The organism is Chryseobacterium sp. L12, from assembly GCF_056133985.1.
The window spans coordinates 155,638-170,551 of sequence record NZ_JBVYOF010000013.1 but is presented as its reverse complement, the minus strand read 5'-3'; the positions used below and the strand labels follow the sequence as shown (position 1 = coordinate 170,551).

Below are 14,914 nucleotides of genomic sequence, written 5' to 3'. Positions count from 1 at the left end.
CTATTCTCCTGTTCAAAACTATTGAAACAACGATACTGCCGGAAACGGATTACACACCTTCCAAAAGTTTAAACCAAGATTTATTGAAGTTTAAAAGGCTTAGTGAGTTTAATGGAAAACCTTGAATGAAAGTGAGATTATGTAATATATTATTGGACATTTTCTATAGCATGGATTTATCTGAAATTAGATTCTTTATCAAGTAGTATAAACACTCAAAAACAGTATTAATCCCAAAAAAACCGCCTTGATGACAAAGCGGATATACATTACTTGAAATTTTTAGTAAAAAGCTATTACTCTAAGATTATTTATTAATAGGAAAAGAATGGAATTGGTTTCTCTATCAAGTTAAAAGAAAAGATACTATTAAGCTAATTTGATTTCATCAAAATTTCTAAAGCCGTTTAGAAAATCTTTTAAATTCATTCTTTTTTTGCCTTCTAATTGTACTTCTAGTGGAAAATATACTCCATCTGTAGTATAGATCTTAAACTCGTTTTTTGAAATTTCTAAACTTCCGCTTTCTTTGTGATGATCGGCAATTTCATATTTTCCTGAAAATATTTTTAAGCTTTTATCTTCTTCAGAAATTTTTAAAATTGTAAAAGCAGCAGGGTATGGAGACATTCCTAGAATAAATTGATGGATTTCTTTAGAACTTTTCTTCCAATTGATTTTTGTATCTTCTTTGAAAATCTTAAAGGCATTTTTAGGGTTACTAACCTCTGGCTGTGCTTTTTCTGTAATTGAGTTTTCGGCAAGACCATCAAGCGTTTTTATGATAAGATCAGCTCCGATCAACATCAATCTATCATGAAGGCTTCCTGCATTCTCATCGGGCAAAATAGTAAGTTCCTGCTGTAGTAGAATATTTCCTTCATCTATTTTTTCATTAATAAAAAAAGTAGTTACTCCTGTTTTTTGTTCACCATTTATAACAGCATAATTAATAGGTGCAGCACCTCTGTAATCTGGCAAAAGTGATGCATGAAGATTGAAGGTTCCCATTTTAGGCATCTCAAATAGAACTTTTGGCATCATTCTGAATGCAACTACTACGAAAATATCAGCTTCTAATTTTTTCAGTTCGTCTAAAAATTCCGGATTTCTTAATTTTTCAGGCTGAAAAACGGGAATGTTATTTTCAACCGCAAAAATTTTGACAGGTGATTGGTTTATTTTTTGTCCTCGTCCACTGGCTTTATCGGCAACAGTTACGACACCCACAACTTGGTGATGAGATTTGTGAATGGCTTTCAATGTATGTTTTGCAAACTCGGGAGTGCCTAAAAATACTACTTTCAGTGATTTCATTGTACAAAGATAAAGTTCCTTATTATAAGGAAAAAATGATCGGTTCTAAATTTTAAATTTATTTATCATTAAAAACTATGTCAAAGCATAAGTTTTAAAATTGAGCATTTTTACTTTTCCTGAATCCAGAAGATAAATTAAATGCTCAAGAATGTTTTCTTTAGAATGGAACTGCAGCTGAATAGAAATTTCCTCTATAGTTGAAGGTTTTTTGCTTAGTACCCGGATGATTTCTTCAGAAATATTCTTTCCGAATATTGATTGTTTATTTTTTTCACAGACAGTACATTGACCACAGTTTTTTGAATTTTTTTCTCCAAAATAGGACAGGATAAGTTTTATCTTGCAGTATTTGGTATCTTCTACTAAAAACTTCATTTCTTCCCATTTCTGGATTTTATTTTTCTGGATGTGTTCGAAAAGTTTCCAGTATATTCCACTATTAGCTCTTTCATCTCTGGGTTTTAGAAATTTGATACTCGCTAAAGCACCATCAATATATTCCAGATAGTTTTTTTGCTGCATTTCTTTTAATCTTTCTTTGATTAAATGAACACTGACACCAATTTTACTGCTCAGATTTTGTTCACTAAACATTATTTTATGACTTGTAATCCCTGAAAGTGAGCGAAGAAGTAATTCAATAAAATAAGCATCTTTTGAAGGAAGCTGATCTATTTCAGAATGATTGATCAAAAGCTCTACAGAAGATAAGCTTTTGTTGTTATTATAGTAAATAATCTCCTGTGTATGCAGGAAATTGAGTACATTCTTGATTTTTGCCGTTGATAATTTTGTAAAATTCTGTATGCCAGTTGTGTTGAGCTGAAAAACTTTTTCAGGAAGTTCAAACTCTGCGATCTGAAATTTTGAGTATAAATAGCTGATAATCTTTAGAAATTCTGCTTTATTAGGAATCTGATTTTTTAAAATCTGATCGAAATTTGATAGCTCCTGTTGATTCCATAACAGAAAAGCAAAACTTTTTTTACCATCTCTTCCGGCACGACCAATTTCCTGATAATAATTTTCTATTGACTGTGAAGGTGAGAAGTGAATTACAAAACGGACGTTGTCTTTATCAATACCCATTCCGAAAGCGTTGGTAGAGATCAATACATTCTCATCACTGTTATTCCAAAAATTTTGTCTTTCGTGTTTTTCTTTGGCAGTAAGACCGGCATGGTAATAGTCTACATTCTGTATCTTATTTCGATGCAGATATTTTGTAAGTAACTCGGCTTCTTTTCTTGTTCTTACATAGATAATTCCGGATTCTTTAGCATATTTCAGAATATTAAAAACCTTTTGATATTTATCTGAAATTTCTTCTATAAAGATTTTAATATTGTCTCTTTTGAAGCTTTTCTGAAATACATTAGGATTCTTAAGCTCAAGTTTATTTTTTATTTCATTTAAAACTTTGGGTGTTGCAGTAGCTGTTAATGCTAAACATGGAATTTCAGGATTATTCTTCCTAAAATCTTTTATGTTCTGATAGCTAGGTCTAAAATCTTGTCCCCATTCTGAAATGCAGTGCGCTTCATCCACTGCAATAAAAGAAAGTGATATTTCTTCAATGTTTTGTACAAATTGTCTATTGGTTAATCTTTCAGGAGAAATGTAAAGTAACTTTGTTAAGCCATCTTTGCATCGATTGTAAATTATTTCAGCATCAAATTCATCAAGCTCAGAACTCAGATATTCTGCTTCAATTCCTCTGAATTTTAACTGATTTACCTGATCTTTCATTAATGCCAGTAAAGGTGAAATTACCAGACAGGTTCCATGTTGCAAAAGTGCAGGTAACTGATAACAAAGTGATTTTCCTGCGCCTGTAGGAAGCAGAACAAGTGTATCTTTTCTCTGTATAATAGAATCTATAATTTGTTCCTGAGTATTGCGGAAATGATCATAACCCCAGAAATGCTTGAGGGTTTTATTTTTCAATTCATTAAAATCTTGAGAAGAAATCATAAGTAAATGTAAGGAAAGTATTTAAACAAAAAAAGCCACGCATTGCGTGACTTTCTATAATACTATAGTTTATTATTTAGCTTCAAAATAAACTCTTCTGTTTGCTCTGTTTTTCCATTCAGGACATTTTGTAGCCGGGTCACATTCAGGATATTTAAGGTCTTTTTCACCTCTTCCTACTGCATTCAGCTTAGAAGCATCAACTCCGTTTTTGATTAAATAGCTTTTAACGCTGTTTGCTCTTCTTTCGGAAAGTTTTTGGTTATATGCATCAGAAGCTCTGGTATCAGTCGCTCCAATTACCGTATACGAACCATTAGATGAATTAATATAATTTACTGCATTGTTTAGAATCGGAGTATTATTTGGTAAAATTCTGTCAGAATTTAAATCAAATTCAATTCCTTCAAGATTCATTTCACTTATCGTAACCCCACCATTATTTGGTAATGGTTCAGGAGTTAATGGGCAACCTTGATTTTCAACTGGTCCAGGTACAGTTACACATTTGTCATAAAGATCAATTACACCATCTAAATCTGTATCAAGAGCTACACCAGCACCATCAACTCTTGCTCCTGCAGGAGTATCAAGCTGTCTGTCCCAGTCATCACACACACCATCATTATCTGCATCACCTTTTTTACAAACTTCAATATCCTGATTTTTGTCAGCCAAAACATCAAGCTTATAGTACATTTCTTGTAGCGGGTCATGCCACATCAAGTGAGATTCATGTTTTCCTAGCTTCAAAGACAGACCTAAAGTTGCATTAAAGAAGTTATCTGAAATCTGGTCTTCTCTCTTATTGATAGAGCTATATTGTGCACCACCACCGTCAAATTCATCATCACCTGTGTAGACATACATTAATCTTGTTTCAAGATCTAATCTTCTGTTTACTTTAAATTTAAGACCAGCTCCTGCTTGTCCAAAGAATGATCCTAATTTGAAAGGTTTTACTTCTGTGGCTAATCTCTGACCATTAAGATCTTTTTGATAAGCTCTATATGCTAAAGTTCCAATACCTGCATAACCATGTAATGCCCATCTGAAAGTAGATTTGTTATCAACTCTTCTTAATAAATTTGAAAAGTTAATATCACCTAACAAAGAGATTGCATCATACTGAGTTCTTGCACCTACCTGTTGATAAGTTGAACCCGCAGGAGCAGAATCTTTTGTATTGAACCAACCTTGTCTTGTTTCTCCTCTGTCATACTGTAAATTGATACCAAAAGCATGAGTAATGGCTTTATCAACACTTATATAGGCAGAATACCCAAAAAGGTTTTTACCGTTACCGTTTTTAATAGAAGTTAAATCTCCTGACTGAAGTAATGGAACACCCGCTCCGGCAGAAATTGCCCAGTCATTAAACCTTTTCGATTTTTGTGTAAAAGGAGATACATTGGCAGATCCGGATGAGAATGTATTGGGATAAGTATCATTAGATACTACCATTATTGAATCTTGTGCATAACTTGCCGTAGGTACAGCTAGAGCTAATGCAACAATGGCTAAACTTAATTTCATAGTGTATTTTTTATTTAGTTAATTAAATAATTGTTATTTAGATTTAAAATAAACTCTGCGGTTTGCTTCATTTTTCCACTCAGGACATTTTGTAGCAGGATCACATTCAGGATATTTCAAATCAGATTTTCCACGACCCTCGGGGATTAACATACCTGCTGGAACGCCTTTACCTGTAAGATAAGAAACAACAGCATTAGCTCTTTTTTGAGATAGTGTCTGATTATATTTTTCTGAACCTCTTGTATCTGTAGCACCAATAACTAAGTATTGAGTATTTTTATCTAAAGTTTTGATAACTTCAACAGCATGGTTTAACTTATCAAAAGATTGTGGTCTTATTTTGTCACCATTTAATTCAAATTCAATTCCTTCAAAATCTTGATTGATTGTTTCTTCGATTGTGGGAGCCACATTCTGTACAACTGGAGTAGTAGGACATCCTTGGTTATCAACAGGACCAGGAACTGTTACACATTTGTCATATAGGTCAATTACACCATCTAAATCCATATCTAAGGCTACACCTGCTCCGTCAACTCTTGCTCCAGCAGGAGTATTGAGTTCACGATCCCAGTCATCACATACACCATCATTGTCGTTATCTCCTTTTTCACAAACAACTAATTCTGTTGATGTATTTTCTAAAACATTAGCTCTGTAATATGCCTCTTGTAAAGGGTCGTGCCATGCGAGATGAGAAATATGTTTTCCCAGTTTAAATGAAAGACCTAAATTGAATGAGAGCATTGAGTCCGAATAAGAATCATTGATTGTATTGTAATTAATTCTATAACCGTTTGCCCCTTCGAATTCTCTTCCCAGACCACCGCCATCAAATTCTTCATCAAAACTATTAAGGTACATTACTCTTCCTTCAATATCTATAAGTCTGGAGATTTTATATTTCAATCCTACACCAGCCTGCATAAAAAAGGATTCGATACCAAGTTTTTGATCAACTAGTATGGGAATTCTTGGAGGGTTTGTACTCCATCTTGAGGCATCATTGTCGATGAGTTCTGTGTTATAACCCATGAAGCCAATTCCCGCATAACCATGTAAAGCCCATCTGTATGGTGAATGATTATCTACACGTCTAAGAAGGTTAGAGAGGTTTACATCTCCTAATATTGAAACCTGCTTAAATTCCGTCCACGCATTAGCAACTCCTGCAGCGGGGTTGTTGGGTAACATTCCTCTTTGGTTTGTTTTACCCATTTGGTACTGTAAACTCAATCCAAAAGTATGGGAAATCTGTTTGTCAAGACTTACATAAGCATTCCAGCCCCAGTTAATTTTGCGATCATAAAAAGAAGTAAGATCAGCAAAAGCCATAAATGCAGGACCTCCTCCTACAGATATAGACCAGTCGTTAAATCTTCTGGCTTTGTTGTCAAATTTCTGAATGTTTGCGGATCCCGATGAGAATGTATTAGGAAATTCATTAGTAGAATTTACGGCAATACTGTCCTGCGCATAAGTAGCAATAGGCAATGTAGCCAATAATAATAAACCTAATTTCATACAATATGTTTTATGTGTTGTTTTTTAAATAATATCTTTTAATAAAAATTTGGAAAATTCTCTATCGTTAAGATGTCTCTTGTGAGGGATTTCTAATCTTTCTGATGAGAATTTCAATTCATTAAACTTTACAATATCAATGTCAATTACCCTGTCTGTATAAATTTTTGTGACCGACGAGTCGTTTTTTCGACCCATACTTATCTCAATTTTTTTCACATAATCAAGCAGTTGAACGGGTGATAAATGAGTCTGTATTATCGTTGCAATATTACAAAAAATATTAGAACTGACAAACTCTACCGGTTCAGATATTAAATATTCACTTTTTTTTAATATTATATTGTCCTGTGATATTGCTTCCAAAGCCTCATCAATATTATTTTTTGTATCACCAATGTTACTTCCGAGTAACAAAACTGCTGTATGTTGCGACATATTGAAAAATGATTATTTATGAAGAGTTTCTTTAAAAATGTATTAGCAAATATAGTAGCTATTTTTATACTATGCTTCGTATTTTTCTTCTTTTTTGTGGTAATGATTGCTTTCGGATCAATGAGCAATAAAGAATCTGTAACGGTGAAGAAAAATTCTGTTCTGACTATTAATCTTAAAACAGATATTATAGATAGTCCTACAGAAGAGCAGCAAAGTATTTTTGATATTAACAGCAAAAGCACAAATATTCTTATTTATGATGCTATAGAAGCCATTCAGAAAGCTAAAACCGATGATAACATAAAAGGAATAAGTATAGAGGTTGATAATCTGAATGCAGGTATTACTCATATAGATGACTTAAGATCCGCTATTGAAGACTTCAAAAAAACCGGAAAATTTGTTTATGCTTACGGAAATGCGGTTTCTCAGGCTTCTTATTATCTGGGTTCTGTTGCTGATGAATATTATCTGAATCCTGCTGGTGGAATTGAACTAAAAGGACTTTCTACGGAAGTTACTTTTTTTAAAGATTTTGCTGAAAAATATGGAATAGGGATTGAAGTTATTCGTCACGGAAAATTTAAATCTGCGGTTGAGCCCTTCTTAAGAAATGATATTTCACCTGAAAATCAAGAACAGTTAAGTACACTTTTAAATGATATTTGGGGTAACACTTCTTCTAAGATCGCTGTATCCAGAAAAATGAACACAGAAGATTTCAGAATGGTTGTTGACAGTCTTTATGGTATGATTCCTGATCTTACTGTGAAATATAAACTGGCAGATAAACTGATCCAGAAAACTGAATATGATAACATTATCCGTAAAAAGCTTGCTCTGAAAGAAAAAGATAAGCTTAATAAAATTACATTACATAAATATGTAGATTCTTTTAAAGATAAAGATTCAGATAATGAAAAAGTAGCAATCTTGTATGCTTCCGGTTCTATAAACAGTGGTAATGAATACAACCAGATTTATTCTGAAAAATATATTAAATACATAAAAGAATTACAGGAAGATAAAAAAGTAAAGGCGGTTGTTCTAAGAATCAATTCTCCCGGCGGAAGTGCAAATGCGTCTGATGAAATTCTTTTTGAGCTTCAGCAATTGAAGAAAAAGAAGCCTTTAATTGTTTCGTTTGGTGATTATGCTGCTTCCGGCGGTTACTACATTGCAATGGCAGCAGATAAAATTTATTCTGAACCTAATACTCTTACAGGATCAATTGGTGTATTTGGTGTCCTTCCTTATTTCAAAGATATTGCTAATAAAAACGGAGTGCGTTCAGATATTGTTTCCACTAATGCCAATTCAGCTTATTATTCTTCTCTTCATGGTCTTACACCTTATGGAGTAAATCTGATGACGAGAAGTGTGGAAGGTACTTATAAAAGGTTTGTACATTTTGTAACTCAAAACAGAAATAAAACTTTTGAGCAGGTAGATAATGTAGGTGGAGGAAGAGTGTGGAGCGGAACACGTGCTAAAGAGATTGGTCTGGTCGATGAATTGGGGTCTCTTCAGGATGCAGTGAGATTTGCGGCTCAGAAAGCTAATTTAAAATCTTATAAAGTATCTTCTTATCCGAAAGAAGTAAGTGCATTTGAGCAGTTTTTCAGTAATATGAATGAAGATGATATTTCTGCAAAATTAATTAAGAATAAAATTGGAAAAGCCAATTATGAAATATTGCAGCAGCTTACTGATGAAAAATTAAAATCTGAGGTGAAAATGGAGATGCCTTACAAGATTAATATCAAATAAATAAAAAAACAATCCCGGTTTGAATTTCAAATCGGGATTATTTTTATAAAGTATTTAAATTACTTTTTTGTAACCATTCTGTAAATTGCCAGTAATAAAACTGAACCTCCGATAGCTACCAGAAAACTTGAGAAGTTGAACCCTGTAACATCAACTCCGAAAATCATTGATCCGAGCCATCCTCCAAGCATTGCTCCCAGAATACCAATAATGATTGTTATGATCCATCCTCCCGGATCTTTACCGGGGTGTAGTGCTTTTGCGATTGCTCCTGCGATAAGTCCGAAAATTATCCATGTTAAAATTCCCATAGCTTAAATTTTTAATGTTAAAAAGTTGGTTTAAATTTGTTCTCAGAAGAATTTATCTCTTCTTGAAGAACGAATCTACAAACTCTGTACCATTAAAAAGTTGAAGATCCTGCATCTTCTCGCCAACGCCAATATATTTTACAGGAATCTGGAACTGATCTGATATACCGATTACCACACCGCCTTTTGCTGTTCCGTCTAGTTTTGTTACAGCTAAAGCATTTACTTCTGTAGCTGCGGTAAATTGTTTTGCCTGTTCAAAAGCATTCTGACCGGTAGAACCATCCAAAACCAATAAAATCTCATGTGGAGCATCAGGAATAACCTTCTGCATCACTCTTTTGATTTTGGAAAGTTCATTCATCAGATTAATTTTATTGTGCAGCCTTCCTGCGGTGTCAATAATTACTACATCTGCATTTTGGGCAACTGCGCTTTGCACTGTATCAAAAGCAACCGAAGCGGGATCAGAACCCATTTCCTGTTTCACAATCGGGACACCCACTCTCTCGCTCCAAATCACAAGCTGGTCTACAGCCGCTGCTCTGAAAGTATCTGCTGCTCCTAAAACTACTTTTTTGCCTTCAGACTTAAACTGATGAGCCAGTTTACCGATGGTAGTAGTTTTGCCTACGCCGTTTACTCCAACAACCATAATAACGTACGGTTTTTTTGAAGCATCAATATTGCCTGTTCCTCTGTGCGGATTTTCAAGTAAAAGTCCTGAAATTTCTTCACGAAGAATTTTATCCAGTTCATTTACACCCACATATTTATCTCGGGCAACACGTTCCTCAATTCTTTCGATGATTTTGATGGTGGTAGAGGCTCCTACGTCAGAGGCAATAAGTATTTCTTCAAGATCATCAAGTACTTCGTCATCTACTTTGCTTTTGCCGACTACGGCTTTCGTCATTTTTTCAAAGAACCCCTGATTAGATTTTTCCAAACCTTTGTCTAAAGTTTCTTTTTCTTCTTTTTTGAAAATGTTTTTAAACCAACTCATCTTAGTCAATTATGGAATTTAATTATTGTTGGATGCAGGATATTAAAGGCTGTGTAATCGCGGCTTCAATATTTATAAAGATCCGGCATCAAGCATCCGACGTATCAAAAGCAAAGATAACAAAAAAACTACCCAATATCTGAGTAGTTTTTGTATTGTAAATAAAGTAAATGATTATTTTTTCAAATAAGCGTCTACTTCGTCTGCATTCATTACTTTTTCTTCGAAAATGTAAGCATCAGATTTTGATGACTTCACCATTTTCACCACTTTAGTCATTTTTTTTGACCCGGTTTGTAGAGTTGCTACTACTTTCTTTGCCATGGTAAATTATGTTTTATAAATTACTTGATTTCTTTGTGAACGGTAACTTTTTTAAGAACAGGATTGTATTTTTTCAATTCCAATCTTTCTGTAGTGTTCTTTTTATTTTTTGTAGAAATGTATCTAGACATTCCCGGCATTCCGCTTTCTTTATGCTCTGTGCATTCAAGAATTACTTGAACTCTGTTTCCTTTTTTTGCCATGATTTAGTTCTTTTTAATCAATCCGTTTCTTGTAGCTCTTTCGATAGCTTCCTCGATTCCAATCTTGTTAATTACTCTCAATCCGTGAGCAGAAACTTTTAGTGTTACGTGCTTATCTTGCTCTGGAAGGTAAAATTTCTTCTCCAATAAGTTAATTTCAAAACGACGCTTCGTTTTGTTATTAGCGTGAGAAACGTTGTTACCAACCATTGCACGCTTTCCTGTTATCTGGCAAATTCTTGACATATCTCGATGTTCTTATTTGTATAATATTTGAGGTTGCAAAATAACAAAGAAAAATTTAGATAGACAAGTTTTCTTTAATATTTTTTGTAATATTTATCTGTGATTACAGCCTGATTTGCTGAAATATTTTGAAAGATCCCTTTCTTTAAGGTATTTCAAGTAAATATATCTGTAGCAGGACTAAAAATAATTTAATTCTTCTTTTTCTGAATTTTATCCTGAAACCATTTAATCAGAAAATAAAACAATAAAAATCCTAATGAAAACATAGAGATCCTAGAAAGCAGATCTCCTGATCTTACATAAAAAGTTTCGCCTTCATAAAGATTTATTTTGGCAAATAAAGCGGTTTGATCGCCGTAAAAAGTATCTTCAAGTATTTCTCCTTTTGCACTGATATGAGCCGAAATTCCGCTGTTGGCAGACCGGGCAATTTCTCTTCGGGTTTCAATAGCTCTGAGTTTTGCATAGGAAAGAAGCTGCCTGTGACCTTCTGTGACGCCCCACCAGGAATCGTTGGTCATAATAGCCAGAAAATTGGCACCTTTTTTCACGTATTCTGTGGTAAATTCACCGTAAATACTTTCATAACAGATGATAGGAGCTAATTTTCCTTTATTGAAAGGGTTTTTAAAGGCAACTCTTTCTTTATCTGTTCCCAATGAGGCTACAGTTCCACCCAGATTGATCATAGCGTCACCCAAAAGAGGCTTCAGAACATTCATGTAAGGAAATATTTCAACACCGGGAACAAGTTTTCCTTTGTGGTAAACTTCTACCTTTTGGTTTGGTATAATCTGCACTGCAGAGTTGTAGCTTTCTACCCAGACTCTGTCGTTGATTTGATAAGCATCTTTTGGTAATTCTTCTTTATTAAAAAAGTATTGATGAGAAGAAATTCCTGTTGCAAAAACAGATTGCGGGTGTTTTGAAAGGAAGTCTTTTACGCTGTTGAGCAGTTCACTTTTTTCAAAAGCTGTTTCAGAAATAGATCCGCGTCCCGGAATGGCTGTTTCGGGAGCAATATAATAATCAATTTTTCCTTTTGAATTATTTTCTGCTAAAGCGAGAAGTTCTTTAAGAATGGTAATGCTGTCTTTGGAATATTTTTCTCCGTAAGGATTAAGATCTGGCTGAAGCAGCAAAACATTTACTTCTCCAATAGGTTTTTCGTCAAACTGATTATATTTGATGGTAGAAATAATCATTGGGAGACCGATAATAACGGTCACAATTGATGCATTAATGATTAAGCTTTTTCTCTTTCGTCCTGCTTCCCAGATTCTTACGGTATAGAAAATTAAAACATTTATGAGTAAGATCCAGAAACTTCCGCCGGTTGCTCCCAATGTATCGTACCATTGAATAACTTTAGGGTAATCTGAAAAAACATTGCCCAGATTCAGCCATGGCCACGTCAATTCCCAATTAAGATGAAATTTTTCAAAGCACATCCATATTGCTACAAAAAAAGCCAGTCCCCAATAGGTTCCCTGTGCGTTTTTATACCAGTGATAGCATTGGAAAACCAAAGAATATAAGAATGAATTTACCAGAACCGGAAACAAAACCGCCATCATTGAATGGCTGCCGTCAGGATTTTTTGAACCGTAAAGCCAGCCTGTTGTAACCACATTCCAGATGACAAAGCACAGATATGAAAGCCCGAAAACCATCCAGCTTTTTCTTTTGTAATCTGAGAATTTTGAAACACCGTGTTCCATCATCAGAAGGGGAACCAAAGCTGTAAATATAAAAAACGGGATTCCGTAAGTCGGCCAGGATACAGAAAGCAGCATCGCTGAAATCAACGTAAGCAATAGGTATTTCATTCAAATATTTTAATACACAAATTTACTATTTTTGAAATGAATATTTTTGTGATTGATGTTAAAGAAAATTTATAAAATAATGATTGTTCCTTATACGTTGTTTCTTCTATACCTGATGTTTTTGGGAATGGGGAGAACGCAGTATGATGATAATCTGATAAGGGTAGAACCCGTATTGGCGACACTGAATTTTATAGAAAATACAATTCGCTGGTCTGATATCATTAAAATAGTTTTGGGGAATGTAGTCATGTTTATTCCTTTTGGTTTTCTGGGATGGGTTTTTCCCAGGTTTACTGATCTGAAAAACAATCTTTTTGTTTTTATTTCTGCGATTACAATTGTAGAGGCTCTTCAGTATTTTACAAGACTGGGGATTTTTGAGGTAGATGATATTATCCTAAATACTTTTGGAGTATTTTTAGGATGGCAGCTCAGGAAAATGCTTGAGATCAGATTTACAAATTTTTGGAAATCTGATAGTTTAAAATAAAGATAATATTTTACTAAACGCCTGTGATATTAATGATTTTACCCGTCAATTAATATTTCTTTTGCGTTAAAGTCTGACATTGTTAAAGTAAAAGTGTGATTTCTATCGTGATAAGATTCAAAGGCAATTTCCCAAACTATTGGTTTGTTTTCACATCTTGGTAACCTTAGATAAACTGGTTCAAATTCCTTTTGAAAGTCATTTATTTTAAAGTCTTCTTTCCAGTTTCAAAACTCATCTTCAATTAGAGGTGAAATTACCTTTGTAATTACAGAATAATTGTCCTCAATACTTTTGAAAAAATCAATTTGTTTTTGTACGGAATCATTTAGATTTCCGTTAATACAAATTTCTATTATTTTGTTTGAAGGAATAAATTGTCGTCTGCACTCAAAATAACTTTTAAATTTGTCTTTTTTATCTTTTAGAAAGAGCATTGTTCCAAAAAATTCATTTTCAATTTTTGTCGGTTTTCCGAAGATAAAGTCTTTAAGTCCCATTATTCTGTGTCTGTTTATTAATGATGCTGATATTAGTCTTTTGCAGATTTTTCACGTTAAAATTTATTAAGAGCTGCGAGAGACTTTTATTTCAACTTAAAATAAATTATCCATTCAATTGCTTTGCCCGCTTTTCTGCATTTAAAATTCCGTTCAGTAAAATATCTTTCAGGTGGTTTTCGTTAAAGGTTTTCAGAGCGGCTTCTGTTGTTCCGCCTTTTGAAGCAACATCTTTTATCAGTTCTTCAAGATTTTTTTCAGAATTATTGATGAGATGATAAGCTCCCAACATGGTTTGTTTTACAAAAAGCTTTGACAGGTTTTCATCAATTCCCATTTCTGTACCTGCTTTGATCATGGCATCAACAATATAATAAAAATACGCAGGACCGCTTCCGGAAAGTGCAGTAACACCGTCCAGAAGTTCTTCGTTTTCGAGGTAAACTGATCTTCCTGTTGAATTGAGCAGTCTTTCTATATTGATTAGCTGACTGAAAGAAATTCCCTGAGCTGCAGTGTAGCCGGTAATTCCCATTCCCAAAAGAGTAGGAGAGTTGGGCATAGCTCTTACCACCAAAGGATGGTTTAAAAATTTCTGAATTTTTTCGATCTTAATTCCAGCCATAATTGACAAAATCATCTGATTTTCTTTTAACTGAAACTGAAAATTTTCCGCTACGTTTGGGAAATCCTGAGGCTTTACGGCGATGATAACTAAATCTGCATCCAGATTCTTTACTTCTTCAAATACAGAGATTTCAGACTTTGGGAACTCTTCTTTTATTTTGGGGATTTTTGAAATATTTCTTGTAACCAGATGAAGGTTTTCAGGTTTTATCAGTTCATATTTCAGAAATGATTTAGAAAAAGATAAGCCCATGTTTCCGGCTCCGATGATGGCGATTTTCATATTTGTGTATAGTTTATAAAATGATTATAATTCTGTTAGGTTTGTGTCTATTCAGAAGTTTTATTTTTCAAAAGAGTTTCTATCAGCTTGCTTTGGCTTTCCATCAATTTTGCCATTTCCTTTTGGTTTTCAAGCATCTTGTTAATTGTTTCTTGTGAATGGATATATATAGTAGAATCAAAAGAATTAACGATATATGAGCTTCCTTCAAATTTTGCATTGGATAAATCCAAATTAGGAATTTGATCCTGAACTAAATCTAAAAAATCAACTTCAAAAATTTCAGCCAGTTTCTGAAGGTTTGGCAGCGTGGGTTTTGCCTGACCTGCTTCCCACTTGTTGTAGGCAGATTGCGAAATATCCAGTTGATGTGCTACATCCATTTGAGACCAGCCTTTCTGCTCTCTCAGCTTGCGAAGTTTAGTGTCTAAACCCATGATTTTTTATTTTAAACGCTAAAATACTATTTTTTAAAATGACAACCAAAGGTTGTTGATTTTATAACTAATGGTTGTTGTGGA

Annotated in this window: 16 protein-coding genes; 2 read left to right on the top strand and 14 right to left on the bottom strand. The window is 33.8% G+C overall.

Going from position 1 to position 14,914, the window contains the following annotated elements; translation table 11 throughout:
• Nucleotides 1-369: 369 nt before the first annotated feature.
• The 5 genes from fmt to folK form a co-directional block, all read right to left on the bottom strand.
• Nucleotides 370-1,317, bottom strand: a complete 948-nt coding sequence (fmt, locus tag AC0NBN_RS08790) for a methionyl-tRNA formyltransferase (protein WP_160812144.1) — start codon at nucleotides 1,315-1,317, stop codon at nucleotides 370-372.
• 75 nt (nucleotides 1,318-1,392) lie between these two features.
• Complete coding sequence (locus AC0NBN_RS08785) at nucleotides 1,393-3,294, bottom strand: RecQ family ATP-dependent DNA helicase (protein WP_160812145.1); 1,902 nt, start codon at nucleotides 3,292-3,294, stop codon at nucleotides 1,393-1,395.
• Nucleotides 3,295-3,366: 72 nt separating this feature from the next.
• Nucleotides 3,367-4,830 (bottom strand): OmpA family protein, encoded by a 1,464-nt coding sequence (locus AC0NBN_RS08780; protein WP_160812146.1) that lies wholly within the window; start codon nucleotides 4,828-4,830, stop codon nucleotides 3,367-3,369.
• A 33-nt stretch (nucleotides 4,831-4,863) separates the two neighbouring features.
• A complete protein-coding gene (locus AC0NBN_RS08775; protein WP_160812147.1) occupies nucleotides 4,864-6,357 on the bottom strand; it encodes an OmpA family protein in 1,494 nt (497 codons plus the stop codon).
• Nucleotides 6,358-6,381: 24 nt separating this feature from the next.
• Nucleotides 6,382-6,795, bottom strand: coding sequence for a 2-amino-4-hydroxy-6-hydroxymethyldihydropteridine diphosphokinase (folK, locus tag AC0NBN_RS08770; protein WP_160812148.1), 414 nt, complete (start codon nucleotides 6,793-6,795; stop codon nucleotides 6,382-6,384).
• An 18-nt stretch (nucleotides 6,796-6,813) separates the two neighbouring features.
• Here folK and sppA point away from each other — a divergent pair, with 18 nt between their 5' ends.
• Nucleotides 6,814-8,568, top strand: a complete 1,755-nt coding sequence (sppA, locus tag AC0NBN_RS08765; protein ID WP_160812149.1) for a signal peptide peptidase SppA — start codon at nucleotides 6,814-6,816, stop codon at nucleotides 8,566-8,568.
• 59 nt (nucleotides 8,569-8,627) lie between these two features.
• On the opposite strand, the gene AC0NBN_RS08760 is transcribed toward sppA, so the two are convergent.
• The 6 genes from AC0NBN_RS08760 to lnt form a co-directional block, all read right to left on the bottom strand.
• The gene (locus tag AC0NBN_RS08760; RefSeq protein ID WP_143885415.1) at nucleotides 8,628-8,879 is read right to left on the bottom strand and encodes a GlsB/YeaQ/YmgE family stress response membrane protein; all 252 of its coding nucleotides are present in this window, start codon (nucleotides 8,877-8,879) and stop codon (nucleotides 8,628-8,630) included.
• A gap of 52 nt (nucleotides 8,880-8,931) precedes the next feature.
• Nucleotides 8,932-9,885, bottom strand: coding sequence for a signal recognition particle-docking protein FtsY (ftsY, locus tag AC0NBN_RS08755; RefSeq protein ID WP_143885414.1), 954 nt, complete (start codon nucleotides 9,883-9,885; stop codon nucleotides 8,932-8,934).
• Between the two features lie 174 nt (nucleotides 9,886-10,059).
• Entirely contained in the window at nucleotides 10,060-10,209 is a 150-nt protein-coding gene (locus AC0NBN_RS08750; RefSeq protein WP_089742301.1) for a DUF4295 family protein, read from the bottom strand.
• A 20-nt stretch (nucleotides 10,210-10,229) separates the two neighbouring features.
• Complete coding sequence (gene rpmG, locus AC0NBN_RS08745; RefSeq protein ID WP_027379950.1) at nucleotides 10,230-10,412, bottom strand: 50S ribosomal protein L33; 183 nt, start codon at nucleotides 10,410-10,412, stop codon at nucleotides 10,230-10,232.
• A 3-nt stretch (nucleotides 10,413-10,415) separates the two neighbouring features.
• Nucleotides 10,416-10,658 (bottom strand): 50S ribosomal protein L28, encoded by a 243-nt coding sequence (gene rpmB, locus AC0NBN_RS08740; RefSeq protein ID WP_002976757.1) that lies wholly within the window; start codon nucleotides 10,656-10,658, stop codon nucleotides 10,416-10,418.
• 191 nt (nucleotides 10,659-10,849) lie between these two features.
• A complete protein-coding gene (lnt, locus tag AC0NBN_RS08735; RefSeq protein ID WP_160812150.1) occupies nucleotides 10,850-12,490 on the bottom strand; it encodes an apolipoprotein N-acyltransferase in 1,641 nt (546 codons plus the stop codon).
• 79 nt (nucleotides 12,491-12,569) lie between these two features.
• Between lnt and AC0NBN_RS08730 the strand changes: the two genes are divergently transcribed.
• A complete protein-coding gene (locus tag AC0NBN_RS08730; RefSeq protein ID WP_474468164.1) occupies nucleotides 12,570-12,983 on the top strand; it encodes a VanZ family protein in 414 nt (137 codons plus the stop codon).
• A 227-nt stretch (nucleotides 12,984-13,210) separates the two neighbouring features.
• Here AC0NBN_RS08730 and AC0NBN_RS08725 read toward each other — a convergent pair whose 3' ends face one another.
• The 3 genes from AC0NBN_RS08725 to AC0NBN_RS08715 all read right to left on the bottom strand — a co-directional run bounded on the left by AC0NBN_RS08725 (nucleotide 13,211) and on the right by AC0NBN_RS08715 (nucleotide 14,830).
• A complete protein-coding gene (locus AC0NBN_RS08725; RefSeq protein WP_160812152.1) occupies nucleotides 13,211-13,483 on the bottom strand; it encodes a hypothetical protein in 273 nt (90 codons plus the stop codon).
• Nucleotides 13,484-13,589: 106 nt separating this feature from the next.
• Nucleotides 13,590-14,393: a pyrroline-5-carboxylate reductase gene (gene proC / locus AC0NBN_RS08720; RefSeq protein ID WP_160812153.1), complete on the bottom strand. Its 804-nt coding sequence runs from the start codon at nucleotides 14,391-14,393 to the stop codon at nucleotides 13,590-13,592.
• 47 nt (nucleotides 14,394-14,440) lie between these two features.
• Nucleotides 14,441-14,830 carry a helix-turn-helix domain-containing protein gene (locus tag AC0NBN_RS08715; RefSeq protein ID WP_160812154.1) on the bottom strand — a complete coding sequence of 130 codons (390 nt, stop codon included), beginning with the start codon at nucleotides 14,828-14,830 and terminating at the stop codon, nucleotides 14,441-14,443.
• Nucleotides 14,831-14,914 lie beyond the last annotated feature (84 nt).